Annotated in this window: 25 protein-coding genes and 1 pseudogene (1 of these 26 only partly in view); 8 read left to right on the top strand and 18 right to left on the bottom strand. The window is 68.5% G+C overall.

What is annotated here, in order from left to right; all coding sequences use genetic code 11:
* Together V6M42_RS01285 and V6M42_RS01280 are read right to left on the bottom strand one after the other, a co-directional pair.
* A protein-coding gene (locus V6M42_RS01285) for a CBS domain-containing protein (protein WP_332660410.1) crosses the window boundary here: on the bottom strand, window positions 1-195 show its beginning. 234 nt of this gene lie to the left of the window's left edge; the window shows 195 of its 429 coding nt (coding positions 1-195); its start codon is at window positions 193-195; the stop codon falls past the left edge of the window.
* 47 nt (window positions 196-242) lie between these two features.
* Window positions 243-893 (bottom strand): rhomboid family intramembrane serine protease, encoded by a 651-nt coding sequence (locus V6M42_RS01280; RefSeq protein ID WP_332676614.1) that lies wholly within the window; start codon window positions 891-893, stop codon window positions 243-245.
* A 167-nt stretch (window positions 894-1,060) separates the two neighbouring features.
* On the opposite strand from V6M42_RS01280, the gene hfaA reads away from it, so the two are divergent.
* The 4 genes from hfaA (at window position 1,061) to V6M42_RS01260 (ending at window position 6,697) form a co-directional block, all read left to right on the top strand.
* On the top strand, window positions 1,061-1,495 hold the full coding sequence (hfaA, locus tag V6M42_RS01275; RefSeq protein ID WP_332660408.1) for a holdfast anchoring protein HfaA: 435 nt from the start codon (window positions 1,061-1,063) through the stop codon (window positions 1,493-1,495).
* Complete coding sequence (gene hfaB / locus V6M42_RS01270) at window positions 1,492-2,508, top strand: holdfast anchoring protein HfaB (RefSeq protein WP_332660407.1); 1,017 nt, start codon at window positions 1,492-1,494, stop codon at window positions 2,506-2,508. The genes hfaA and hfaB overlap by 4 nt, the downstream gene beginning before the upstream one ends.
* Window positions 2,483-3,691, top strand: a complete 1,209-nt coding sequence (hfaD, locus tag V6M42_RS01265; protein WP_332676612.1) for a holdfast anchor protein HfaD — start codon at window positions 2,483-2,485, stop codon at window positions 3,689-3,691. The genes hfaB and hfaD overlap by 26 nt, the downstream gene beginning before the upstream one ends.
* A 138-nt stretch (window positions 3,692-3,829) precedes the next feature.
* Window positions 3,830-6,697 carry a M16 family metallopeptidase gene (locus V6M42_RS01260; protein WP_332676611.1) on the top strand — a complete coding sequence of 956 codons (2,868 nt, stop codon included), beginning with the start codon at window positions 3,830-3,832 and terminating at the stop codon, window positions 6,695-6,697.
* Between the two features lie 127 nt (window positions 6,698-6,824).
* Here the strand turns inward: V6M42_RS01260 and V6M42_RS01255 are convergent, their stop codons facing one another.
* Window positions 6,825-7,754: a hypothetical protein gene (locus tag V6M42_RS01255; protein ID WP_332676610.1), complete on the bottom strand. Its 930-nt coding sequence runs from the start codon at window positions 7,752-7,754 to the stop codon at window positions 6,825-6,827.
* A 79-nt stretch (window positions 7,755-7,833) separates the two neighbouring features.
* On the opposite strand from V6M42_RS01255, the gene V6M42_RS01250 reads away from it, so the two are divergent.
* Complete coding sequence (locus V6M42_RS01250; RefSeq protein WP_332676608.1) at window positions 7,834-8,373, top strand: PAS domain-containing protein; 540 nt, start codon at window positions 7,834-7,836, stop codon at window positions 8,371-8,373.
* On the opposite strand, the gene V6M42_RS01245 is transcribed toward V6M42_RS01250, so the two are convergent.
* Window positions 8,336-8,896, bottom strand: coding sequence for a gamma carbonic anhydrase family protein (locus V6M42_RS01245; RefSeq protein WP_332676605.1), 561 nt, complete (start codon window positions 8,894-8,896; stop codon window positions 8,336-8,338). The genes V6M42_RS01250 and V6M42_RS01245 overlap by 38 nt on opposite strands.
* Before the next feature lie 302 nt (window positions 8,897-9,198).
* On the opposite strand from V6M42_RS01245, the gene V6M42_RS01240 reads away from it, so the two are divergent.
* Window positions 9,199-9,990: a PhoH family protein gene (locus V6M42_RS01240; protein ID WP_332660411.1), complete on the top strand. Its 792-nt coding sequence runs from the start codon at window positions 9,199-9,201 to the stop codon at window positions 9,988-9,990.
* A 157-nt stretch (window positions 9,991-10,147) separates the two neighbouring features.
* On the opposite strand, the gene V6M42_RS01235 is transcribed toward V6M42_RS01240, so the two are convergent.
* A complete protein-coding gene (locus V6M42_RS01235) occupies window positions 10,148-11,404 on the bottom strand; it encodes a cation:proton antiporter domain-containing protein (RefSeq protein ID WP_332676603.1) in 1,257 nt (418 codons plus the stop codon).
* Between the two features lie 172 nt (window positions 11,405-11,576).
* Between V6M42_RS01235 and lspA the strand changes: the two genes are divergently transcribed.
* Both lspA and V6M42_RS01225 read left to right on the top strand, forming a co-directional pair.
* The gene (gene lspA, locus V6M42_RS01230; protein WP_332660397.1) at window positions 11,577-12,083 is read left to right on the top strand and encodes a signal peptidase II; all 507 of its coding nucleotides are present in this window, start codon (window positions 11,577-11,579) and stop codon (window positions 12,081-12,083) included.
* Between the two features lie 64 nt (window positions 12,084-12,147).
* Complete coding sequence (locus tag V6M42_RS01225) at window positions 12,148-12,711, top strand: DUF3035 domain-containing protein (protein WP_332676601.1); 564 nt, start codon at window positions 12,148-12,150, stop codon at window positions 12,709-12,711.
* A gap of 57 nt (window positions 12,712-12,768) precedes the next feature.
* Here V6M42_RS01225 and V6M42_RS01220 read toward each other — a convergent pair whose 3' ends face one another.
* The 13 genes and pseudogenes from V6M42_RS01220 to V6M42_RS01160 all read right to left on the bottom strand — a co-directional run.
* On the bottom strand, window positions 12,769-13,674 hold the full coding sequence (locus tag V6M42_RS01220) for a DMT family transporter (protein ID WP_332660394.1): 906 nt from the start codon (window positions 13,672-13,674) through the stop codon (window positions 12,769-12,771).
* Window positions 13,675-13,765: 91 nt separating this feature from the next.
* Entirely contained in the window at window positions 13,766-14,245 is a 480-nt protein-coding gene (gene ssb / locus V6M42_RS01215; RefSeq protein WP_332660393.1) for a single-stranded DNA-binding protein, read from the bottom strand.
* Between the two features lie 163 nt (window positions 14,246-14,408).
* Window positions 14,409-14,849, bottom strand: a complete 441-nt coding sequence (locus tag V6M42_RS01210) for a hypothetical protein (RefSeq protein WP_332676598.1) — start codon at window positions 14,847-14,849, stop codon at window positions 14,409-14,411.
* On the bottom strand, window positions 14,849-15,514 hold the full coding sequence (locus V6M42_RS01205) for a hypothetical protein (RefSeq protein WP_332676596.1): 666 nt from the start codon (window positions 15,512-15,514) through the stop codon (window positions 14,849-14,851). Before V6M42_RS01205 ends, V6M42_RS01210 begins: the two co-directional genes overlap by 1 nt.
* Window positions 15,515-15,604: 90 nt before the next feature.
* Window positions 15,605-18,358, bottom strand: coding sequence for a transcriptional regulator (locus V6M42_RS01200; protein ID WP_332676594.1), 2,754 nt, complete (start codon window positions 18,356-18,358; stop codon window positions 15,605-15,607).
* A gap of 277 nt (window positions 18,359-18,635) precedes the next feature.
* The gene (locus tag V6M42_RS01195) at window positions 18,636-19,472 is read right to left on the bottom strand and encodes a flagellin (RefSeq protein ID WP_332660388.1); all 837 of its coding nucleotides are present in this window, start codon (window positions 19,470-19,472) and stop codon (window positions 18,636-18,638) included.
* Window positions 19,473-19,604: 132 nt separating this feature from the next.
* Window positions 19,605-19,892: a flagellar biosynthesis protein FlaG gene (locus V6M42_RS01190; protein WP_332676592.1), complete on the bottom strand. Its 288-nt coding sequence runs from the start codon at window positions 19,890-19,892 to the stop codon at window positions 19,605-19,607.
* Window positions 19,893-19,988: 96 nt separating this feature from the next.
* Complete coding sequence (locus tag V6M42_RS01185) at window positions 19,989-20,822, bottom strand: flagellin (RefSeq protein ID WP_332660386.1); 834 nt, start codon at window positions 20,820-20,822, stop codon at window positions 19,989-19,991.
* A 228-nt stretch (window positions 20,823-21,050) separates the two neighbouring features.
* Entirely contained in the window at window positions 21,051-21,242 is a 192-nt protein-coding gene (locus V6M42_RS01180; RefSeq protein WP_332676590.1) for a hypothetical protein, read from the bottom strand.
* Window positions 21,190-21,651, bottom strand: a complete 462-nt coding sequence (locus V6M42_RS01175; RefSeq protein WP_332676589.1) for a hypothetical protein — start codon at window positions 21,649-21,651, stop codon at window positions 21,190-21,192. Before V6M42_RS01175 ends, V6M42_RS01180 begins: the two co-directional genes overlap by 53 nt.
* Entirely contained in the window at window positions 21,648-22,031 is a 384-nt protein-coding gene (locus V6M42_RS01170; RefSeq protein WP_332676587.1) for a M15 family metallopeptidase, read from the bottom strand. The genes V6M42_RS01175 and V6M42_RS01170 overlap by 4 nt, the downstream gene beginning before the upstream one ends.
* Window positions 22,028-22,291: a hypothetical protein gene (locus V6M42_RS01165; RefSeq protein ID WP_332676585.1), complete on the bottom strand. Its 264-nt coding sequence runs from the start codon at window positions 22,289-22,291 to the stop codon at window positions 22,028-22,030. Before V6M42_RS01165 ends, V6M42_RS01170 begins: the two co-directional genes overlap by 4 nt.
* Window positions 22,288-22,500 (bottom strand): annotated as a pseudogene (locus V6M42_RS01160) (hypothetical protein); the annotation flags it as partial. The gene V6M42_RS01165 and the pseudogene V6M42_RS01160, both read right to left, overlap by 4 nt.

Here is a 22,500-nt window from a genome sequence, read left to right as displayed (position 1 = left end):
GGCCTGGCCCTCCCGGGCGACGGCTCTCACGACGTCCCGCTCGGACAGCACGCCCACCACCTTGTCATTCTTGCAGACCATCAGGGCGCCGACGCGCCGCCGATCCAGCTCGCCGCATGCCTCGCCGACCGTCAGATCGGGCGCGATGGCGTAGACGGCGTCGCCCTTGTCCTTGAGAATTTCGGCGACCAGCATCGCGGCTCCTCCCTCTCTATATAGAGCGCGGCCGCGGATCGACCGCTTCAGGCCTCAGGGTCGCGCAGATCGGGCGGCGAATCAAATGCTTCCGGACGCGCGCGGAACAGGGCGGCCCACGGACCGATCAGCAGGGCGCCGGCGACGAATCCAAAGGCGTGCGCCTCCCAGGCGATGCGCGCGCCCTCCATGCCCGGAGCGAAGCCCAGCAGGCCGACGGCGACGTTGACCGCCATGATCGCGGCCGCCGGCGTCAGGAAGCGCTTGTCGGTGAGGGCTCTCAGCTTCCCGGACCTGCGGCCCAACAGGCGAAGGGCCGCCCCCATCAGGCCGAACACCGCTCCCGACGCCCCGACAAGGGCGTCATAGCTGGAGGGATGGGCCAACCCGAACCCCGCCGTCGCGAGCAGACCGCACACTATATAGAAGGCGAGAAATCCCGCGGCGCCCCTCGCGCCCGGCATCAGCCGCGCCACCGGCGTCCCGAAAGCCAGCCCGAGGACCGCGTTCATGGCGACATGCGGCCAGCCGCCGTGGACGAACATCGAGGTCAGGACCCCGGGCCACCAGCCGCCGTCCCACAGTGAGGACGGCCGGAACGCCAGCGAGAGACCGCCGTCCGGCAGCCGGGTCTGGATCCAATAGAGAATCGGCATCGACACGGCGACGCCGACCGCGACCAGCGGGGCGTTGAACACACGTTCGGGCGGTTGCGCGTTCAGGGCGAAGGCTCCGGGGATTCAGGAAGGCAAACCAATCGGTTGTCGGACGCCATCATGGCAAGCGCTTCTTAATAACCATGACCCAGAGTGGGACGAAGGATCCTTAGCGGTCCGTTGACTCTGCCACTGGAGAGGTGGTCGCCATGAACAGCTGCATCAAGCTTGCCCCTGCGCTTGCCCTGGTCGTCGCCCTCGGCGCGCCTGTCGCCGTCTCGGCCCAGTCGGCCGGTTCGTCAAGCCTGGGAACCTATCAGGCCGGCTATGGCGCGTCGCGCTACACCACAGCCCGCCCCCAGACGGGTTCGACACGGGATGCGAACGGCAACCGGCTGATCATTGACGGCGTCATCCAGGCCGGCGCCAGCACCTATTCCAGCGCCAGCGGCGGGGTCTCCTCCAGCTTCTCGGGCGCGGGCGGGAGCGGCGGCAGCGCCATCGGCGGCTCGACCGCCATCGGCAACAACCTGAATGTCGTCGTTCAGGGCAACCACAACACCGTCATCGTCAACTCCACCCAGGTCAACAACGGCGCGATCAACGCCGGAACGAGCCTGAACGGCACCCTGAGGCTTCCATGAGCGCTGGCTCCCCCTCCCGCCGGTTGCGAGCCGCCGGCGTAGCCTGCGCGGCCGCGGCGCTGCTCAGCGGCTGTATCTCGGCCTCAGCCGGTCCGAACGGGCAGTACGCCTCGCCGATCGGCGACGCGCCCGTGACCGCCAATCCGACCCCCTACTCCGCCGCGCTCTACTGCATGGCCGATTACGCCCGCCGCTACAGCCTGCCCTCGCCGCGCATCGCGGTCGGCCGGATCAGCGACTACACCGGCACGGTCTCGGCCGACGGCGGCCGCCAGGTCACGGGCGGCGCGTCGCTGATGGCCAATACGGCCCTTGCCAAGGCCGGCGCCCATATCGTCGAACGCTATGACACCTCGGTGTCCGAGCTCGAGCTGCGCTACGCCAACAACCGCCTGATCGGCGACCAGGGCCCGGGCGGCCCCGGCGACACCCAGTATCGCCGCATCCTGGCGGGCCAGGTGCCCGGCTCGGACTTCTATATCGTCGGCGGCATCACCGAGGTGAACTACAACATCCGGTCGGGCGGCTTCGACATGGCCGCGGGCCAGGCCAGCAGCCAGACGCCCCTGTCCACGGCGTTCGCGGGCAAGGCCTATGTGATGAACATCGCCATCGACCTGCGCCTCGTGCAGACCACGACCATGGAGGTCGTCGACGTCGTCTCCTACCAGAAGCAGATTATCGGCCGCGAGATCTCGGCCGGGGTGTTCGACTTCCTGAACGGCAACGTCTTCGACATCTCTGCCGGCGAAGGCGGGCTGGAGCCGGTGCAGCTGGCCGTCCGCGCCCTTATCGAGCGCGCGACCGTCGAGTTCATGGCCAATCTGTACGGCGCGCCCGGCCCCGAGGTGTGCCTGAACGCCGGACCGGACCCCCTGGGAGGCACCGTCGGCGCGACCGGCGGCTACTATCCCGCCTACCCCAACACGGACACGAACAATGGCGCTACACGTGCGGATCCGTCTCGCTGGCACGCTAGCCGCGACGGTGCTGTGCGCGGCAACCGCTACTGAGGCCGCCGCCCAGACACCGCCCCAGGACGGCGCGATCGTCCTGAACGAGCAGCTTCAGCTGGGCGATGTCTTCGCCGGCCAGACGCTGAACGTGGTCGACGCCCAGGACCAGGTGACCGTCGAGACGTCCGCCCAGGGCAACGCCGCCTCGGGCGCGGTCGAGAACGGCGCCATCACGGTCCAGTCAAATCAGGACATGCGCGGCGACTCGGTCGCCCGCACGGACGTCACCCTGGGCGGCGAGACCTGGGGCGAGGTCAATGCGACCAGCCAGGCCGGCGGCAACTATCTGGCCGTCAGCGCCTACAACGCAGACCTGACCGTCGATGCGACCCAGTCCAACACCGGCGATCTGGTCAGCGCCACGACCGAGCTGGGCGACAGCGACGCGCGTCTGCACGGCGGCGCGGCGGTCAACGCCTCGGCCATTTCCAACACCACCGCCCTCGCCGGCCAGGCTTCGTTCCTGCAGGGAACCGTCGACCAGTCGTCCTCGGCCGTGGTCCGTTCGTTCGGCCGCATCCAGAGCCAGTACATTCCCGCCGCCGGCAGCGTGACCAGCGAGGCGATCGTCAACGCCGTCGCGGTCAACAGCAACGCGACCTCGGGCCAGAACCTGTCGATAACCCAGCGCTCGACCGGCGATTTCGTCGAGGCCGAGGCCAGCGCCAACGCCGGCAACGCCTGGGACCTGGCCGGCCGCGCCCGCGCCAGCGGCAACCAGGCCATTCTCTATAACGAGGGCGGATCCGTCGTGACCGAGACGGATCAGGACAACAGCGCCTTCATCCGCGCCTCGGCCCTGACCACCGCCTATGACTACGGCCAGGCCGAAGCCCAGGCGCGCGGCGTCGCCAATGAGGTGTCGGTCGGCAACAACGACGTCTTCGTCGAGATCGACAATACCCAGTTCAACTCGGGCGGGGTGGACGTCACCGCCACCTTCTCGGGCACGAACGGCTATGACGTGTATGTGGGGGCCGAAGCCGTCGGCAACAGCGTCACCGGCTACGCCTGCTCGGAATGCCAGGCCACGCTGGACGCGACCAACACCCAGACCAACAACGGCGACGTTTCCGCTGTCGCCAACACGACCGTCGCCGGGTCGGGCCGCGCGGTCATCACCGGGGCGACCGCCGTCGGCAACTCGGCGAATTTCTACGTCTCGAGGCCGTCACATTAATCTTCGGTAACTTGAGCCGGCCGAGGCCGTCGCTGAAAGGTTGCATCAGGACGGACGGCGATCAGCGCCGTCCGTCCCTGCCCCTTTTACGGCGCAGCCCCGGTCCGGGAGAGCGCGCCCTTCGGAAAGAGACCGAGAATGCGTTCCCCCCGTCGCCTGCTCCTCCTCGTTGCGGCCTCCGCCACCGTCCTGATCGCGGCTTCGCCGGCCCTGGCGCAGACACAGGTCGCCCCGTCCGATCCATGGGCGCAGACGACCAGCGATATTCCCGCTGATTCCAGCGTCCGCTTCGGCGTCCTGCCGAACGGCATGCAGTACGCCATCATGCGAAACGCCACGCCTCCGGGACAGGCGTCGTTCCGCCTGCGCATCGACGCCGGCTCGCTGATGGAGAATGAAGACCAGCTGGGGCTGGCCCACTTCATGGAGCACATGGCCTTCAACGGAACGACGAACATCCCCGAAAACGAGCTGCTGCGCATTCTGGAACGCCGCGGCCTGGCCTTCGGCGCCGACACCAACGCCTACACCGGCTTCGACGAGACCGTGTACCGGCTGGAACTGCCCAATGCCGAGGACGGCACCGTCGACGATTCGTTGCGGATCATGCGCGAGCAGGTGTCGGAGGCGCTGATGGCCCCGGACGCCGTCGAGGCCGAGCGCAATGTCATTGTCGGCGAAGAGCGGCTGCGCAACTCCCCGGCCCTTCGCAGCATCAAGGCCCAACTGGGTCTGTTCGCGCCCGGCCAGCGCATCTCCAACCGCCTGCCGATCGGCGACCTCGACATTATCCGCAGCGCCCCGCGCGAACGGTTTGTCGAATTCTATCGCAGCTACTACCGCCCCGAGCGCGCGACGTTCGTCGCCGTCGGCGACTTCGATGTCGACCAGATGGAAGCCAAGGTTCGGAACGCCTTCGAAAGCTGGCAGGCGACAGGACCCGCCGGCCCCGAACCCGATCTCGGCGCAGTCGCGCCGCGCGGACCCGAAACCCGCATCCTGGTCGAACCCGGGATCCAGTCCTCGATCGAGCTCGGCTATATCCGCAACCCGGACCGGGACCCCGACAGCGTCGCCGAGCGCCGCGACAATCTCACCCGTCGCCTCGGCGTCGCCGTCCTGAACCGTCGCCTCGGGGAGCTTGCGCGAGCCGACAACCCGCCGTTCATCAGCGCCACCGGCGGCGAGGAAGAATGGGCCGACAGCTTCACCTCGGTCGCGGTCTCGGCCAATTTCAATCCGGGTGAATGGAAGCGAGCCCTCGAGGCCATCGAACAGGAGCAGCGTCGGCTGATCCAGTTCGGGGTGTCGGACGCCGAGCTGCAGCGCGAGATCACCGAAACCCGCACGGCCCTTGAAAACGCCGTCGCCGGAGCCGCCACGCGGCGCACGCCCAGCCTGGCCAGCGGTCTCGCCGGCGCGGTCAACGCCCGCTATGTGTTCAACACGCCCCAGACCAGTCTCGACCTGTTCAATGCGGCGGTCACCGACCTGACGGCCGCCCAGGTCAATCAGGTCCTGCCGACGGTGTTCGAGGGCCAGGGCCCTCTGGCCCTCGTCGTTACGCCGGTGGAGATCGAGGGCGGCGAGGCCGCTGTCACGGCCGCGTTGGAAGCCTCGCGGTTGGTCCCGGTGACGGCGCCGGTCGCCCAGGCCCAGCTGGAATGGCCCTATGCGGAGTTCGGCGCGCCGGGCGTCGTCCAGAGCCGCACCGAGATCGCCGCCGTCGGCGCCACGGTCGTCACCTTCGCCAACGGGGTCCGCCTGACAGTCAAACCGACGGACTTCCGGGATGAACAGATCCTCGTCAGCGCCCGCACCGGCATCGGGGAACTGGGCCTGCCGACCGACCGCATCGACCCGCAGGGCATCGCTCCGCTCGTCTTCGCGGCAGGCGGCCTCGGAAAACTGACCGCCGACGAGCTGAACCGCGTCCTGAACGGCCGCATCTATTCGGCCGGCTTCTCGACCGACGGCGACTCCTACGCCCTCTCGGGCGCCACGCGTCCGCAGGACCTGCAGCTGCAAACCCAGGTGCTCGCCGCCTATCTGACCGACCCGGGCCTGCGGCCGGCGCCGTTCCAGCAGATCAAGGCCTTCTTCCCGCAGATCATCGCGCAGCAGATGGCCACGCCGGGCGGGGCCTTCGGCCTTCAATCCCCGGAACTGCTGGCCAGCGGCGACAAGCGGGAGGCTCTTCCCACCCTGGCTGAAATCGCCGGCTGGACGAACGACGACATGAAGGCCTCGATACTTCGCAGCCTGTCCACCGGTCCGATCGACGTGGTGATGGTCGGCGACGTGACGGTCGATGACGCGATCGCCAGCGTGGCCTCGACCTTCGGCGCCCTGCCTCCGCGCGGCCCGGATGCGTCGCCCCTGCCCGGTTCGGACCAGCGCCGCTTCCCCGCCGGCACGGCCGAGCCCGTCCGGCTGACCCACAACGGCCCGGCGGAGCAGGCCCTGGCCTACATCGCCTGGCCCACGACCGACGCCGTCGGGGACCGCACGGAATCGCGCCGCATCAGCCTGCTGTCCGCGGTCCTGAACCTGCGTGTTCTGGAAGAAATCCGCGAGCGTCAGGCTCTCGCCTACGGGCCCGGCGTAGGGTCCAGTTCGTCGGACACCTATCCGGGATATGGCTCGCTGGTCATCCGCGCCGAGACAGCCTCCGACAAGCTGGAGGCCTTCTACGCCGCGGTGGACGATATCGTCGCCAAGATCCGCGACGAACCTGTGACGGAAGACGAACTGAATCGCGCCCGTCTGCCGATCATCGAATCCCTGCGCCGCAGCCAGGCCAGCAACGAATACTGGCTCAGCCAGCTGGCCGACGTCGCAACCCGGCCTGACGACGTCCAGCAAATCCTGACCCAGATCAGCGACCTGGAAGCCGTCACCCCGGCTGACATCCAGGCGCTGGCGCGTCAGTACCTTCGCCCGGACACCGCCTGGCGCGCCACGGTCACCTCGACCAACGCCCCGGCCGCGGCTCCGGCCCAGTAGACGAAAAATGGCCCCGGTCCTTGCGGATCGGGGCCAGTTTGCTTCTCAGGATGTCGACGGAGTCGACAATGACCGTTCTAGGCGTCCGCGGCTGACCCGCGGCTGAACGCCGGCGTTCATACTGGCGTCAGAAAACCCGCCCGCCGACGCCGCCGTCCAGGGTGATCATCGCGCCGGACACGGCCATGCCGGCCTCCTCGATCACTTCCTCGCGGTATTCGGTGTAGGTCTCCTCGCGGACCCAGGTGACGATCTTCACGCCCGCGCCGTAGCGGCGCAGCAGGGAGCGTTCGTTGCAGTCGCGCTCGTCGCGCTGGCGCTTGCACTCGATCTGGCCGCCGCGGCCGTGCCACAGGGCCTCGCCCTTGCGGCAGTTCATCGTCTCGCCCTGGTTGAAGTCCGTGTCGCCCTGGTATTCGGCCCAGGTGATCTGCAGCCAGGTGCCGGCCAGGCAGCGGTACAGCTCGCCCTCATAGCTCCCGTCGACCTCGCGGTCGGGGCGAACCTGGGACGCCGGGTGCGGCACATTGCGGTCGTCGATGCAGAAGGCCCGGATGACGACCCGTTTTTCCCAGCGCCGACGGGCTTCGTAGGGAACCCGGATGGTCCTGCGCATGCGCGCGCCTTCGACGTTCAGGCCGTTGATGGTGGTGGGATAGGGCTGTTCGACCGTCACATAGGCCGAGCCGCCGCCGCTGACGAAGACGGTCCCGCCGGCGCGGGCGTTCAGGCCCGCACGCGCCGCCGCGGTGGCGCCGGCGTTGGCGTTGACGTTCACATTGACGTTCAGGTTCCCGCCGCCGCCGCAGCACGGCGGGGGCGGCGGCAGTTCGCAACACGCGGGCGGAGGCGGCGGCGGCGGCGGCGGTTCGCAGCACGGGGGCGGCGGCGGAGGGCATACCGGGCCGCACTGGGCCATGGCCGGGTCGGCGACCGCCATCAGGACCGTGAAGCCCCCCAGCGCCAGTAGCCAATTCATGATCCGCACCCGCATGGGCCGATCCTCCACGTCAATCTTGCGCGGTCCCAGCATGGCGCGGGCCGCTCCAGCCTGCATCAGACGACAGGAAGCCTTTCAATTCCGTTGCTTTCGGCCCGGCCCGCCCCTTGCGGCTCATGAGGCAGAGGCTCCGGCTATGTTTCATCCTGATACGCAGTTTCTGATCGACCACTGGACCGGCCTGTCGCGCCGCGCCGACGCGCGCGCCGGGATTCCCGCGCGGGCGGTCGTGGATCCGGCGGCCCTGGGCCTGCGCCTGCCCCGCGTCTTCATGGCCGATCGCCCCGGAGAGGACGCCGTGGTGAGGCTGGCAGGCGGCTGGATCGAGGATTTTCACGGCGAACACCTGAAGGAACAGCCGCTGCTGTCGCTGTGGCGGCCCGGCTCGCGGCCCCTGATCGCCGCGGCCCAGACCCAGGCCCTGCGGGAAGCCCGCCCGGTCGTGGTGGTGGCCCTGGCGGGTCAGCGCGCGGCCCAGATCGAGATCACCCTGGTTCCCTTGCGCGGCCCGTCAGGGGAGCCGGATCGTATCCTGGGCCTCTATGCGCCCGCCGCCACCCTGAGCCTCGCCCGCGACGAGTCGCGCCTGCTGACGGCCCGGGTCTCGATCGGCGTGGGCGAGCCCGCCCGCGCGCCGCTCAGCCTTGCGGCGGTTCACGGCCGGCGTCTGGCGTGACCTCGGCGAGGTCGCGGGCGTAGCGCTTCCAGTTCTGCACATAGTGCGCCGCCGAGGCCCTCAGCGCCTCGATCTGTCCCGGTTCCAGCTGCCGCACCACCTTGCCCGGCTGGCCCACGACCAGCGAGCCGTCGGGAATGACCTTGCCCTCGGTGATCAGGGTGTTGGCGCCGATCAGGCAGTTCTTTCCGATGACCGCGCGGCCCAGCACCACCGCCCCTATGCCGATCAGGCTGTTGTCGCCGATCTCGCAGCTGTGAAGCATGACCATATGTCCGACGGTCACGCCGTCGCCGATGGTCAGGGGTTCGCCGGGGTCGGAATGCAGCACGCTGCCGTCCTGGATATTGGTGTCCCGGCCGATGGTGATGGGATCGTTGTCGCCCCGCACCACGGCCCCGAACCAGACACTGGCGCCGGGTTTGAGAATCACGTCTCCTGTCAGGATCGCGTTCGGAGCCACCCAGTATTCGCCCTCTGGCGGAAGCTGCGGTTTCTTGTCAGCCAACGCATAAATCGTCATGGAAACATTACCTTATCTTGGGCCGTTTCTTGGCTTTAAGCCTTCGTAAACCACGCTAGCATCATTCTGTAGATGCGATTCGAGGCCGCCATTTCGGCCCCGGATCGGAAGCCGGATCAAGCCCGGTCCGGTCAGACCTCGGGGACGTGCGTGGTGCGTTCGGTTCGACGGCTTGCGCCGTTGGGAGTTTCCCGGCCCCTGGATGGGCCCTCCTCCGACCCGGGCGGATGCGTCGCATCCTCTTCTCCCCTCCCTACCTTCGTTCGAGGCGATGCTTTTGCGGCATCGCCTTTTTTCATGCCCTGGAGGCGTCCATGACCAAGCGTGCAGCCATCAAACGCCAGACCCGCGAAAGCTCGCGTGAGCACGGCGTGCTCGATTCCCGTCAGTTCATGGAGGATTCCAAGGTACGCCGCTTGCCGACCCACGCCGGCTGGTCGCCCTATCCGTCCAACGACGACCGGGACCAGGCCTATCTGAAGACGCTGAAGCCCAAGTCGGACGGCCAGGCCGAACTGATGGCCGCCATCGACCACCACAACATGGTCCTGGCTCTCGGGCCGGCAGGCACGGGCAAGACCTATCTGGCGGTCGCCAAGGCCGTGGAGGCGCTGGAGGCCGGCAAGATCGGCCGGATCGTCCTGTCCCGCCCTGCCGTCGAGGCCGGGGAATCGATCGGCTTCCTGCCGGGCGACATGGAGGACAAGCTGGCTCCCTATCTGCGCCCGCTCTACGACGCCCTGTCGGACCGGCTGAGCATGAAGCGGGTCAAGGCCCTGATGGCCGAGGGGCTGATCGAGATCGCCCCCATCGGCTATATGCGCGGCCGCACCCTGAACAACGCCTTCATCGTCGTCGACGAGGCCCAGAACTGCACCTACGTCCAGCTGAAGATGCTGCTGACGCGGCTGGGCTGGCACTCGACCATGGTCGTCACCGGCGACCCGCAGCAGTCCGACCTGCTGCCCGGGATTTCGGGCCTGTCCGACATCGCCGAACGCCTGCTGCCGGTGCCGAACATCGCCGTGGTGAAGCTGGCCGAGCAGGACATCGTCCGGCATCCGCTGGTGGCGAGCATGATCGGCGTGCTCTGACGGGGGACGCGCAGGAACGAACTGTCCGAGTCCGCCGAAAATTCGTGGGACATTTCGGACAATTCGGACATTTGCGGTCCGGAGGATGGGCGACGTCATCGTCATCCGGGCAGATTAGGCGACCGCTACGACAGAAACGGTCGCAGGCAGAATGAGGTCAGGCCGTCGCGGGATTCGCCGCGGCGGCCTTTTCCTTCGCCAGAGCCAGACCCTCGACCGAACCGCTTGACGGCGGCTTCGGCCGGGCGCCCATGCGATCGATCAGGGCGAAGACGAACGGGTTCAGCGAGATCGACAGCAGGGCGGCCGCCAGAATGAGGTCGTGCGTCTCCTGACGCATGCCGCCCAGCTGCACGCTGAGGGCCGCGAGGATGAAGGAGAACTCGCCGATCTGGGCCAGGGCCGCGGCGACGGTCAGGCTGGTCGCCTTGTCCAGCTTGAAGGCGGTCGTGATCGCCAGCGCCGCGATCGACTTGCCGATGATGACGATGGCCAGCACGCCGAGCACGGCCAGCGGCTCGCGCACCACGATGGTCGGGTCGAACAGCATCCCCACCGAGACGAAGAACAACACGGCGAAGGCGTCGCGCAGGGGCAGGGAGCGCTCGGCCGCATTGTGGCCCAGCGGCGAGCTGTTCAGCACCAGACCGGCCAGGAAGGCGCCCAGGGCGAACGAGTGGAACAGGGCGTAGGCGATCCAGGCGATGCCGAGGGCTATGGCCAGCACGCCGAGGGTGAACAGCTCCCGCGACCGGGTATGGGCGATGCGGACCAGCACCCACGGCAGCACCCGCGAGCCGACGATCAGCATCACGCCGGTGAAGACGGCGACCTTGAACAGGGTCCAGCCGATCGATTGCGCCAGCGCCGCCGGGTCCAGCGTCTGGCCGGGCTGGATGATCAGCAACGGCAGGATGACCAGGGCGATGACGATCACCAGATCCTCCACGATCAGCCAGCCCATGGCCAGGCGGCCCACCGGTCCCTTGACCTGTTTGCGCTCCTCCAGCGCCCTCAGCAGCACGACGGTCGAGGCCACGGACAGGGCGAAGCCGGTCATGGTCGCCTCGAGGTGGCTCATCCCCATCAGCCGGCCCAGACCCCAGCCCAGTCCCGTCGCCGCCGCGATCTGAACCAGGGCGCCGGGGATGGCGATCTTCCGCACCTTCATCAGGTCGGCGAGCGAGAAATGCAGGCCGACGCCGAACATCAGCAGGATCACGCCGATCTCGGCCAGTTGAGGCGCCAGTTCGATGTCGGCGACATAGCCGCCGGTGTGAGGGCCCACGATGATCCCCGCGACCAGATAGCCGACCAGAGGCGACAGCTTCAGCCGGTTGGCCAACATGCCGAACACGAACGCCAGCACGAAGCCGCCGACGAGGGTGAGGATCAGGCTGTCGGCATGCGGCATCGGCGCTCCTGGAGGGGCGGGCGGGATTTCCCTGAATTCGAAGCGTCACATCTGGGGTTTTCGAGCCCGCGAGGCAACCGCTGATGTGCAGACGCGATCCCGGAACACGATTGCCTCTTCGCGCCCGGGCCGCGGACTGCTAACCGACGACCTCCACATTCCAGCGGCCCGTATGAAAATTTCACGTCTCGCCGTCACGGCCTTCGTCTTCGCCTTCCTCGTCGTCGTGCTCGACCAGCTGACCAAGGCCTGGATCGTGTCCGGCCTCGATCTGCGCGAGATCGGAAGGGTCAACATCCTGCCCCCCGTCCTGAACTTCACCTGGGTCGAGAACCGCGGCGTCAGCTTCGGCCTGTTCGGCGACGGCTCGGCCCGCTGGATGCTCAGCCTGTTCTCGATCCTCGTCTCGGGCATCCTCGGCTGGTGGGCGTTGCGCGCCGACCGACGGCTGCTCATCACCGCCATCGGCCTGATCATGGGGGGCGCGATCGGCAACGTCATCGACCGCATCCGCTTCGGCTTCGTCGTCGATTTCATCGATTTTTCGGGCACCGGGTTTTTCCCCTGGGTCTTCAACGTCGCCGACAGCGCCATCACCATCGGCGTCATCCTGCTGATTCTGGACAGCCTGCTGTCCGAACGGGCGGCCAAGGTTGGCCTCGCCGCCGAAAAGTCGTAATCAGCCGCATCATCCAAGGCCTACGCGCGCGCCCGCTCCGGCGCTCCGCACCGAGATCAAATCCATGCGCCTTCGTACTGTCGCCGTCCTGACCCTCACCACCTCGATGCTCGCCCTCGGCGCCTGCTCGAGCGTTCGCCAGGGGATCGGCCTGACCAAGATCACCCCGGACGAGTTCCTGACCGTCTCGACCGCCCCGCTGACCGTGCCGCCGGAATACGGCCTGCGTCCGCCGGCGCCGGGCCAGCCGCGCCCGCAGGAGCTGGCTCCTGAATCCGCCGCCCGCCAGATCCTGCTGGGCCAGCGTCAGGCCATCACGCGCTCGCCGGGCGAACAGCAGCTGGTCGCCCAGGCCGGCGGCGACCGCGCCGATCCGCTCGCCCGCTACGTCGTCGACGACGAGTTCGGCGATCTGGCGCACAAGGAAGAGGGCTGGGCCAACCGCCTGCTGTTCTGGCGCAACAACGATCCGGCCAGCCAGGCCGCGACCACCACCCAGACGGCGGAAGGCGCGGTCACCGTGGACGCCGCGACCGAATACGCCCGCCTGCAGGAACTGACCGGAGGCCGCACCGGCATCGTCATCGCGCAGCGCCGCGACTCGGGCTTCAAACTCCCGGGCCTCTGAAGCGCTCGACAATCTCGACAAGGGGCCCGGATGCGCAAGCGTCCGGGCCTTTTCGTATCAGGCCTTGGCCGCTCCGGCCCGGAGGCCCCGTTCGGCCAGGGCCACGATGGCGACGCCGCCCATGGTCAGGGCCGCGCCGGTCAGGATCTGCGCGGTCAGGACATCGCCCATGAAACCCCAGCCGATCAGGATCGACACGACCGGCGTCGCCAGCAGATAGGGGGTGACCCGCCCGGCCTCCCGCTTCTGCACCAGCCAGAACACCAGGGTCGTGGCGATCACCGACGACACCAGACCCGCCCACACGACACAGGCCCAGACCAGAGCGTCGGCCTGCTGGACCGCCTGCCACTGACCCCGCTCGAACATCGCTGAGGCGAAGGCGAGCGTCGGCAGGGCGACCAGCGCCAGCAGTCCCTGCATCTTCAGGGGCGGGATCGAGGTGGTGCGGCGTGCGATCACCGTGGTCGCGGCCCAGGCCGCACTGCCCGCGATAACGACCAGAATGGCCTTCCAGTCAGCCACGGCATGCGGATCCAGCGTCATCCAGCCCACGCCCAGGAAGGCGACGCCCATGCCGATCAGAGCGAATTTCGGCAGCCGTTCGCCCAGCAGAAGGAAGGCGAACAGGGCTGTGAGCGGCACCCACAATTGGGCGGCGACGGAGACGGGGCTGACGTCGTGCGCCAGCCAGAAGGCGAGATATATGAGGCCGTAGTGGATCGGTCCGCCCAGCACCACGATGATCGCCAGGCTCTTCCAGTTCGGGAACGGCGGCCGCACGAAGGGGATCAGACAGGCCGCGGCGATCGCGAACCTCATGGCTCCGACCAGCAGGGGCGGAAGGGTCAGGGTCGCCTGTTTGGCGGCGGCGTTGTTGACACCCCAGATCACGACCACCGCGACGATGGCGAGAATCTCGATCAGGGAGAGCGGGCTGTGGGGCTTGTCCGGAGTAGTCACCCCCCGCCTATGGCACAGGTCGGGCGGGACGGGGGCTCAAAGCGGGTAACGGAGCGTTTCGCGAATGCTCCGTTACCGCCGAGATCAGGCTTTAGAACGGGATGTCGTCGTTCAGGTCGTAGCTTTCCTTGGGGCCGCTGGGCTTGTTGGCGCCGCCGGTCGAGAAGCCCGAGGAATAGTCGTCGTCGCCGCCGCGCGAGGCGCCGCCGCCGGCGCCGCCTTCACGGCCGCCCAGCATGGTCAGTTCGCCGCGGAATTTCTGCAGCACGATCTCGGTCGTGTATTTCTCGACGCCGTTCTGCTCGTACTTCCGGGTCTGGAGGGAGCCCTCGATGTAAACGGTCGAGCCCTTCTTCAGATAGTTCTCGGCCACCTTGACGATATTCTCGTTGAAGATGACGACGCGGTGCCACTCGGTCTTTTCCTTGCGCTCGCCGGTGGCCTTGTCGCGCCACTGTTCCGAGGTGGCCAGCGACAGGTTCGCGACCCGCTCGCCCGAGTTCAGGGTGCGGATTTCCGGGTCCTTGCCCAGGTTGCCGACCAGAATGACCTTGTTGACGCTGCCCGCCATCGCCGAGCTCCTTCTTCTTCGTTCGGGTCCGCCGCGCTTCGCGCTGTTCGGGCCGGGATTATTGTTCAGGCCTGACTAGCGCGCTTCCGCAGCAGGCAGGTCAGGTTTGTGGCCATCATCCACAGGCGCGTTTTGTTCCACGTTTGTTCCGCGCCGTCCAGAGCTAGGGCGCGGGGGTCGCCGGCTCGGGATTGGCCGAGACCGAAACCGGGGTGCCGTCGATGGCGCGCTGGATGGCGCTGGGGATGGCCAGCCGCCCGTCGCCGGTGCGGGCCAGCAGGATGAAGCGCGAGCCTTCCAGCGTCTGGCCGATCCATACCCCGGCGCGGTCGATGAAGATGAACTGGCCCTGGTAGGAGCCGACGATCTCGCGACGGCTGCCGCCCATGCGGAGGAAGCGCAGGCGCATTTCCTCGAGGCGCGCGGCGCAGAACTCGATCTGCGGCTGGTCTTCCGCGACCTTGTTGAACAGCGGGGCCTCGCCCTCGGCCTTCAGTTCGACGGCGTAGCAGACGCCCGCGTCGAAGGGGGCCTCGGTGGTTTTCTCACAGGCGGCCAGGCCCAGCAGCCCGGCGCCCATGGCGGCGATCGTCAGACTCTTCATCAGCGCAGACCCGGGAACTGGCAGCCCCGGTCCTGCTCGACCAGGGTGCGGAAGCGGTTGTTGTCAGGCGACTGTTCGACCCGCCGCGGCACGAGGCGCAGGGTGGTCTCTCCCCAGCGGCCGTACAGGGCCTCGCCCGGGCGGACGCAGGTGCCGGCGTACAGGGCCTGGACGCAGGCGTTCAGGCTCATGTTCGCGGACAGGGAGCGCCAGTCCGATCCCGTGTGACGAAGGCAGGCGCTTCCCGACGCGGCCTGGACCGTCGGCTGGGGCTGGGTCGGTTCGGCGGCTACGGGAGGCTCGACCTCGGTCAGCTCGACCGGCGGCAGGCTGGGCGGAGGCGCCAGCGAGGCGGTCGGGGCGGCGGCCAGGGCGCCCGTCTCGTCGATCCCCACGTCCAGGGCGTCGGTGGCCAGGCCGTTGCGGCGGGCGCAGTCGGTCAGGGTGGCCATGCCGATGAACTGGCCGTTGACGAAGCAGCGCAGCTCCCGGGTCGTGTTCAATTCCGGCGCGTCGGCCACATCGACGGTCAGGCCGCCCTGGGCGGCCGGCGGCGGGCCGCTGCTCCCGCCCCGCCCGCTGCTGAAGACGAGCGCGAGCACGACGGCCGCAACGATCGCCAGACCGGCGCCGATCGCGATGAGAAGACGATTGTCCTGGGGCATGAAGGGCTCGCGCGGATGGAGGCTCCAATAACCCCGCCCCGGCCTTCCACGTCAACGCCCTTGCGCGTCGACGGTCCTCGTCGGGTCGGATCAGCCGCCGAGGCGGGCCAGCGCGGCCTGGTAGTTGGCGAGCTGCGCCGTCAGATAGGCCGGAACCGGTCCGTTGGCCGCCGACGCCTTGGTCGCGGGATCCAGCGCACGATAGGCGTCCCGCACGGCCTTCATCGCCGCCTGGAGCTTTTCGCCGGCCGTCTTCACCGATGCCGCGTCCGCCAGCGTCAGATTGGAAGGCAGCGCCAGTCCGAAGGTCTTGATGACGTCGTCGCCCACCGAGGAGCCGACATAGCCCGGCGACAGCCCCAGGCCCGCCAGGGCGTCGCGGCCGGTCTCTCCGGCCGTCAGGACCCCGCCGGCCTTGCCGTCGCGGGCCGTGATCGAAAGACGCTGGAAGCCGCCGGTGGTCGTCGTGACTTCCCCGGTCTTGCCGGTCACCGAACCGCCTTCGGACACCACCGAGGCCTTCAGCTTGCCGGCGGAGGCGATCTCGATCTTGCGGGCCAGGGTCGCCAGCGTGTCCTTGGCCTCTATGGTCACCGACACCGCGCGGCCGCCATCGGGCGGGCTGATGTAGAAGCGGTCGCCGACCCGGACCGAAGTGGCGTCGATCAGCCGTTTGGAATCGCTCTGGTCGATCTCGCCCTTGGGCAGGCCCAGCCGGTCCAGCACGCTGGCGCCGTTCGAGGCGACCGCCAGGGTCATGGGCCTGGCCTGGTCTCCGTCTCCGGCCCAGCTTCTCTGGTACTCGACCGCGCCGCTCAGCGGATCGATGCGGGCCAGATAGGCCCTGGTCGGATCGGTCGCCTTGGCGGCGGGGTCGCGATCCTCGATCCCGGTGATCCAGACCTTGCCGTCGTGGACCTTGACGTCGGCGGCGGTGTCGTCGCCGGCCCCGCCGTGCCAGGTCAGCCTGTCGCCGGCTCCGGCGGCCAGATCGCCGGCCAGGGTGGCGACGAAGACGTCCTTGCCGCCCGAGTGGGCGGTCGTCGTCGTGCCGGCCGACAGGCCGCTGTCGCGGCTGGTTCCGGTCAGTATGACCTTGCCGCCCGAGACCGCCACGCCGGCGATGTCGCCGCTGATGACCCCCAGATCCCGCGTCGAGGCCAGGGTCGGCACGCCGGCGGCGTCGAGGGTGAAGCGGCGCACGACCGCGCGCCCCTCCTCCACCCCGGCGGTGTAGAGGTTCGAACCGTCGATGGTCATGGCGTCGACGCTGTCTTCGCCGACGGTGCCGAACTGCGCCGTGGCCGTCGTCTTCACGGTGATCCCGGCGGTCGGATAGGGCTCGCCGGCCTTGAACGCCTGGACATAGCCGTCCCAGCCGCCGACGGCGGCCGCGCCCGCGATCGCCGACCTGGCCCTGCCGGCGATATAGACCGTGCCGTCGGCGCCGAAGCTGACCGAGGTCGCCTCATCCGCCGCACGGGCGCCGCGGCGCTGGGTCCACTGCTCCTCGCCGTCCTTGTTGAAGACGGTGACGAAGCTGTCGGCCACGCCGGCGACCTCGCCCGTCTTGCCGGCGTCGGTCTTCGAGGTGTTCAGGGCTCCCGTGACCGACCCCGCAACGGCCACATTGCCGTTGGCGTCGATGGCGATGGCGTAGCCGCTGGCCGTCGAGGCCGAGCCGAGGGTCCGGGTCGCCACCAGGCGTCCGGCCGTGTCGTAGCGCATCAGGGCGACGTCCTGGACGCCCTTGATCGGCTGGCTGTCGGGGCCGGCCGTGACATCCGCCACCATCCACAATGAGCCGTCCGGCCCCACGGCGCTGGCGCGCACGTTCTGGACCCCGTCCGGCAGGGCGTTCTGGGAGAGACGGCCGTCGACCCACTGGGTCTCCCCGACACCCCCGGCGGCGGGGGCGGTCGCCGCGCCGCCGTCGCTCTGGAATTTCAGCAGCTGGTTGCCGCCCGCCGTGCCCGCCGACTGGACGACATAGACGGCGTCGGAGGTTTCGGCCGCCGTGAAACCTACGGTCTCGGTCGAGGAGCCGCGGATGGCCAGGGCCCATTGGTCGGGACCGGCCGGAAGGGTGACCGGCTTGCCGTTGACCTGCATGGTCTTGGGCTCGGCCTTGATCTGATCGCGGCCGATCCGGGTCGCGAATCCGGCGGTCTCAAGCCGGGCGTTGATGAACTCCAGGACGTTATCGAGCGTCCTGGGCTGCGCGCCCATGCCCGCCAGATCGATCGGGACGGCGGTGGTCAGCGAGTCGGTGACGCCCACCGGCACCTTGATCGTGATGTTGAACCGGACATCGCCCTGGAAGGCGGCGACCGGGGTGCTGATCGCGCCCTCGTGGATCGGGCCTGTGATCGAGACGGCGCTGTCGCGCGGCGTGGCGGCGGTCGTCTTGCTGACCGACTTGGCCGTGCCCTGCACCATCCGGACGGCGTCGAACTCGGACGCTGAAAGCCATGCTCCCACCTCGGCCAGACCGGCGGTGAAGCGCCTGTTGAGCTGGGTCAGCTCCAGCGTGCTGACGCCCTTGGTCGCGGCGCGATTGGTCAGGGCGTTGAGGGTGTCGAGGCCCTGATAGAGGGCGAACAGTTTGCGGTAGTCGGCGGGGGCCGACTTCATGTCGAGCCTGGCGGCGCCCTCGTTGATCAGCTTGCGGCCGGCCAGCGCCGCGCGCACCAGTTCGTCCTGCTTCGGGACGACCGCGGTCGAGGACCAGGGCGGCGTGGGCTGTTTCTTCGCCGCCTGTTGCAGCGCCGAGGCGGTCGCCGTCGACGTCGTGTCGAAGGCGGAACCTCCGTACAGGCCCAGAAGATAGCTGTTGTTGATCACACGCGCCTCCCGGCCCGCACTGTGGGGCTTCGAGCGTAACGAGGGCTTAACGCGGGGCCTTAACGCGAAGGGGCGGGGCGCGGCGGACGGGACTCACGGGCCGACTCGGGGAACAATGATCGTCGGCGTCCGTTCATCGCGCGCCGGATGAGGAGGACGCCGTGATGACCGCCTTCGTCAATACCCTGAAATCGTTGCTTTCCCTGTACGGCTTCGGCCCACGGGCCGCCCTGCGCCGCAGGCCGGCCGCGATCCGGATCGGACCCGGCCGGACGATTTAGCCGCCGCGGAACAGCGACAGGATGATCTGCGGCGCCTGGTTGGCGATCGACAGGGACTGTGCGCCGAGCTGCTGCTGCACCTGCAGGGCCTGAAGACGCGCGCTTTCCTTGGCGAGGTCGGCGTCCACCAGGTTGCCGATCCCCGATTCCAGCGTGTCCACCAGTTTGGTGACGAAGTTGTTGTGCGCCTCGATCTGCCTGGCCTGGGCGCCGATGGCGCCGAGCGCCGCGTTCAGCTGGATGATGGAATCGTCCAGCCGGTCCAGGGCCTGGGTGGCTCCGGTCAGGCTCAGCAGGCTGTCCGACAGCGACAGTTCGATGATGGCGCCGCCGAGGGACAGGTTCTTGGCCGTCAGGGTGACGAACCCGGAGGCGTCGGCGTTGGCGAGGAATTTGATGCCGTTCGTCAGCGACCCGTTCAGCAGGTTGCCGCCGTCGAACGAGGCGTTGCTGACCTGGGAGGCGAGCGCCTTCAACAGGGCCTTGAAGTCGTTGTCCAGCAGCTGGCGGGACTGGGTCTTCAGCGAGCTGTCCTTCGCCGCGACGACCTTTTCCTTGAGCTGGTTCAGCAGATCCGAGACTGATTCGCCGGCCGAAAGGGCGACATCCGCCACGGAGGTCGCGCGATCCAGACTCTGCTTGACCGCGCTCAGGGCCCCGACATCCGCCCGCTGTCCCTGGGCGATGGCCCAGATGGCGGCGTTGTCCTTGGCCCCCTGGACCTTGAGGCCCGTGGAGATCCGGCCCTGCACATCACCCAGCCGATCATTGGTCCGGGTGAGGTTCTGCAGCGCGATGGCCGCGGCGTTATTGGTGTGGACGCTATTCGTCATCCGACTCAGCCCTGTGAGGTTTCACCCAAGGCTTAAATCCGGAAGCGTGCACACATGGTTAACGCCCGCTAACCATGGCGAAACCCGCGCGGATCGCTCCTGCGCGGCGGACAGATCGGTTTTGCGGCGCGGTCAGGCGGTGGTGTTGATGACCGAGCCGGAGCTGTAATCCCCTGTCTGCATCAGGTCGACGACCTGTTCGCGGGGCAGCTGTTTGACGACCTCGCCGGTAACCCGGTCCATCGTCTTGTAGATGAACAATCCTGACGGCCCTTCCTCGATCACCAGGCGATAGCGCGCGGCGCGCTCTGCGTCCTGGGACGCCCTGGAGTCATGGAAATCGCCGCCCGTGGCGGAACCGGCGGCGGCGGGCAGGATGGCGGACGCGGTTACTGCATCTATTTTTGCATTCGGTTGCATGGCTCCGTCCGACGGCTGGGCCGCGGCTTCCTATGAGGGACTGCGGGAGATCGGTCGGGCGGGATCCGCGTGGGATCCCGCCCTTCCGGTCGATCCTTAGCGGAACAGTCCGAGCAGGATGGAGGTCGAGGAGTTGGCGATCGACAGCGCCTGCACACCCAGCTGTTGCTTGGTTTGCAGAGCCTGCAGTCGGGCGCTTTCCTTGGCCAGATCGGCGTCGACCAGGTTGCCCACGCCGGTTTCCAGGGCGTCCTGGAGCTTGCCGACGAAGGTCAGGTGGGTCGCGAACGACTTGGAGCCGGTGCCCAGGCGAGCCAGGGAGGCCGAAACCTTGTCGATCGAGGCGTTGACCAGACCAAGGGCGGTCGTGGCCAGCGTCGAGGTGCCGATCGAGGTCGTGGCGGCAACCGTCACGTTCGCGCCGCCCAGCGACAGGTTTTCACCCGCCACCTTGATGGTGGAGCCGGCGCTGTTGGACAGGGCCTTGTACCCGGCGGTGCCGAGCGAGTTGTCCAGCAGGTTCACGCCGTTGAACTTGGCGTTGGTGACGACGGTGGTGATCTGGTCGCGAATGGCCTTGAAGTCTTCGTTCAGAGCGCCGCGGGCGGCGGTCGTCAGCGACTTGTCGGTCGCGGCCAGGGCCTTTTCCTTCATCTGGACCAGCAGGTCGGAGACCGACTCGCCGGCGGCCAGGCTGACGTCCACGGCGGATTGACCGCGGTTCAGGCTGTCCTTGACGGCGTTCAGGGCGCCGATTTCAGCGCGTTGGCCCTGGGCGATAGCCCAGATGGCGCCGTTGTCCTTGGCGGACGCGACGGCCTTGCCGGTGCTGATGCGGTTTTGAACCGTGGACAGTTCACCATTGGTGGACTGAAGGTTCTGAAGGGCGATCATTGCGCCCGTGTTCGTGTTAACGCTGTTCAGCGCCATGACGATAGTCCTTGTTTCAAGGTGTCCGACGCCATTTTGGCTGCCGGGAGCATTTTGCTCGCAGCTATCGCAGCAAGGACGGGACCAGTCGCCAGATCGACATGCCAGCCCGCCGATCATTGTTTTTGCTACGTTAGTTCTCGTTAAGCACCTCCGGCGCCCGGCAGGATGTGCCGGGCGCCCGGCAACTCCTGCCCACCCGGTCGGCAGCTTGTGCCGCCGCCCCCTTCAACGCTCCCGCCACCGGTCCTGCAGCGCCCGTTCGGCGAGCAGGGTTTCGACGGCGAGGGCGCGGGCGGCGTCGCAGAGCACGAGGGCCGCGCCCCGCCGGGCGTAGGACGCTTCCAGATCGGCCTGGGTCGCCGCCTCAGGCAGCCGGTCCAGCCGGCACGGGGCTGTCGCCGCCGGGGGCAGAGCCATCCGGGGCGGGGCCGCAGGCGGAGGGGGCGAGATCGCACAGCCGGCGATCATGCTCGCGCAGACGAGCGACGCGAGCGGGATCCAGCGGGACAGAGGCGTCATGAGCGTTCCTTGCTTCGGTTTCGGCGCTGTTTGTGGCGACGGCGACCGAGACGGCGTGTTGATGATGACGGTCGATGCGGCGGGCCTGACGGACCGCCCCCTCGGCTTCGAGCCGGCGCGCGGCGGCGTCTGATTCGGCCGTCGCGGCGCGGGCCTCGGCGGCTTCGAGCCGGCGTTCGCCGAGACCGAACGGGTCCCAGCTCAAACCCAGACCGCGCCCCAGCGCCAGCGCGGCCGCGACGGCGAGCACCATGGCCAGACCCCAGCCGACCGGCGTCAGGGCGCGAAACCCGTCCGACAGCCTCACGGGAACACCCTCCGGTCCAGTTCGAAATGCGGACCGTCGCGCAGGTTGGGCCAGTCCCCGCCCCAGACGATCGCCGTCCCCTGCCGCGCGGCGGCCGCCTTGAAGGCCGCGGCGATGCGCGGATAGAGCGGCCAGTCCCAGCGCACCTGCCCGTCGACCAGGGCGGCGATGTCCACCGCGTGACCGGTCAGATGACGCGATTTCCGGGTCCGGCTCGCCCCGGCCCGAACCAGGGCGGCCTGACGCTCGGGCGTGCGCAGCCCCTCGGTGACCATGAAGTCCACGGGCGTCAGGGCCGAGGCCTCCCTGACGAGGGCGATCAGCCGCGGATGCACGCCCTCCAGCCGCTTCAGCGACCGCTCCGACAGACGAAAGCTCATGGCCGCTTCCCCCGAAGGGACCCCAGGGTCTCGATCAACTGCTGGGCGGACGGGGCCACGAGATAGAGCACCATGGTCAGCGCCAGCAGGGTCATCAGCCCCTCGGCCAGCCGGGGCGCCGCCTCGGGCGGTACGGCCGCGATCAGCCGGTCAAGCAGCAGCCAAGCCCCGCCGCTTGTGGCGAACACATAGAGCCTGCGCCACAGCCAGCGGCCCTCGGCCAGCGGCGACGGCCGCTCCACATCAGTCTGTTCGGTCATCTGGACTCCTCCGGATCATCAAGGTCGAAGGCGGCGCGACGCCAGCCTTCGCCGCCGTGGGTGAAAAGGTCGTCGTCCGTCAGCCGGCGGGGCGCGTCCCACGCCTCCTTGTCCAGCAGGGCGAAGTCCGACCGCCTGTCGTGGGGTGTCGGGCGGGTCATCCGAGGGCCACGATCCAGATCGCGCCCGCCGCTCCGGCGCCGCCCGCC

Origin of the sequence: Brevundimonas sp. (assembly GCF_036677305.1) — a bacterium.
Taxonomy (GTDB): Bacteria; Pseudomonadota; Alphaproteobacteria; order Caulobacterales; family Caulobacteraceae; genus Brevundimonas.
The sequence above is the reverse complement of the archived record's forward strand: the minus strand, read 5'-3'. Positions and strand labels throughout refer to the sequence as shown.

What these genes read in the sequence shown, in the direction of transcription:
- V6M42_RS01210 (WP_332676598.1), bottom strand. Translation starts at nt 14,849, where the DNA reads ATGAAGAGTCTGACGATCGCCGCCATGGGCGCCGGGCTGCTGGGCCTG.
- V6M42_RS01260 (WP_332676611.1), top strand. Translation starts at nt 3,830, where the DNA reads ATGCGTTCCCCCCGTCGCCTGCTCCTCCTCGTTGCGGCCTCCGCCACC.
- ssb (WP_332660393.1), bottom strand. Translation starts at nt 14,245, where the DNA reads ATGGCGGGCAGCGTCAACAAGGTCATTCTGGTCGGCAACCTGGGCAAG.
- lspA (WP_332660397.1), top strand. Translation starts at nt 11,577, where the DNA reads ATGAAAATTTCACGTCTCGCCGTCACGGCCTTCGTCTTCGCCTTCCTC.
- V6M42_RS01185 (WP_332660386.1), bottom strand. Translation starts at nt 20,822, where the DNA reads ATGGCGCTGAACAGCGTTAACACGAACACGGGCGCAATGATCGCCCTT.
- V6M42_RS01195 (WP_332660388.1), bottom strand. Translation starts at nt 19,472, where the DNA reads ATGACGAATAGCGTCCACACCAATAACGCCGCGGCCATCGCGCTGCAG.
- V6M42_RS01170 (WP_332676587.1), bottom strand. Translation starts at nt 22,031, where the DNA reads ATGAGCTTTCGTCTGTCGGAGCGGTCGCTGAAGCGGCTGGAGGGCGTG.
- V6M42_RS01180 (WP_332676590.1), bottom strand. Translation starts at nt 21,242, where the DNA reads ATGGCTCTGCCCCCGGCGGCGACAGCCCCGTGCCGGCTGGACCGGCTG.
- V6M42_RS01245 (WP_332676605.1), bottom strand. Translation starts at nt 8,896, where the DNA reads ATGACGATTTATGCGTTGGCTGACAAGAAACCGCAGCTTCCGCCAGAG.
- hfaB (WP_332660407.1), top strand. Translation starts at nt 1,492, where the DNA reads ATGAGCGCTGGCTCCCCCTCCCGCCGGTTGCGAGCCGCCGGCGTAGCC.
- V6M42_RS01190 (WP_332676592.1), bottom strand. Translation starts at nt 19,892, where the DNA reads ATGCAACCGAATGCAAAAATAGATGCAGTAACCGCGTCCGCCATCCTG.
- V6M42_RS01225 (WP_332676601.1), top strand. Translation starts at nt 12,148, where the DNA reads ATGCGCCTTCGTACTGTCGCCGTCCTGACCCTCACCACCTCGATGCTC.
- V6M42_RS01255 (WP_332676610.1), bottom strand. Translation starts at nt 7,754, where the DNA reads ATGCAGGCTGGAGCGGCCCGCGCCATGCTGGGACCGCGCAAGATTGAC.
- V6M42_RS01235 (WP_332676603.1), bottom strand. Translation starts at nt 11,404, where the DNA reads ATGCCGCATGCCGACAGCCTGATCCTCACCCTCGTCGGCGGCTTCGTG.
- V6M42_RS01205 (WP_332676596.1), bottom strand. Translation starts at nt 15,514, where the DNA reads ATGCCCCAGGACAATCGTCTTCTCATCGCGATCGGCGCCGGTCTGGCG.
- V6M42_RS01250 (WP_332676608.1), top strand. Translation starts at nt 7,834, where the DNA reads ATGTTTCATCCTGATACGCAGTTTCTGATCGACCACTGGACCGGCCTG.
- hfaA (WP_332660408.1), top strand. Translation starts at nt 1,061, where the DNA reads ATGAACAGCTGCATCAAGCTTGCCCCTGCGCTTGCCCTGGTCGTCGCC.
- V6M42_RS01165 (WP_332676585.1), bottom strand. Translation starts at nt 22,291, where the DNA reads ATGACCGAACAGACTGATGTGGAGCGGCCGTCGCCGCTGGCCGAGGGC.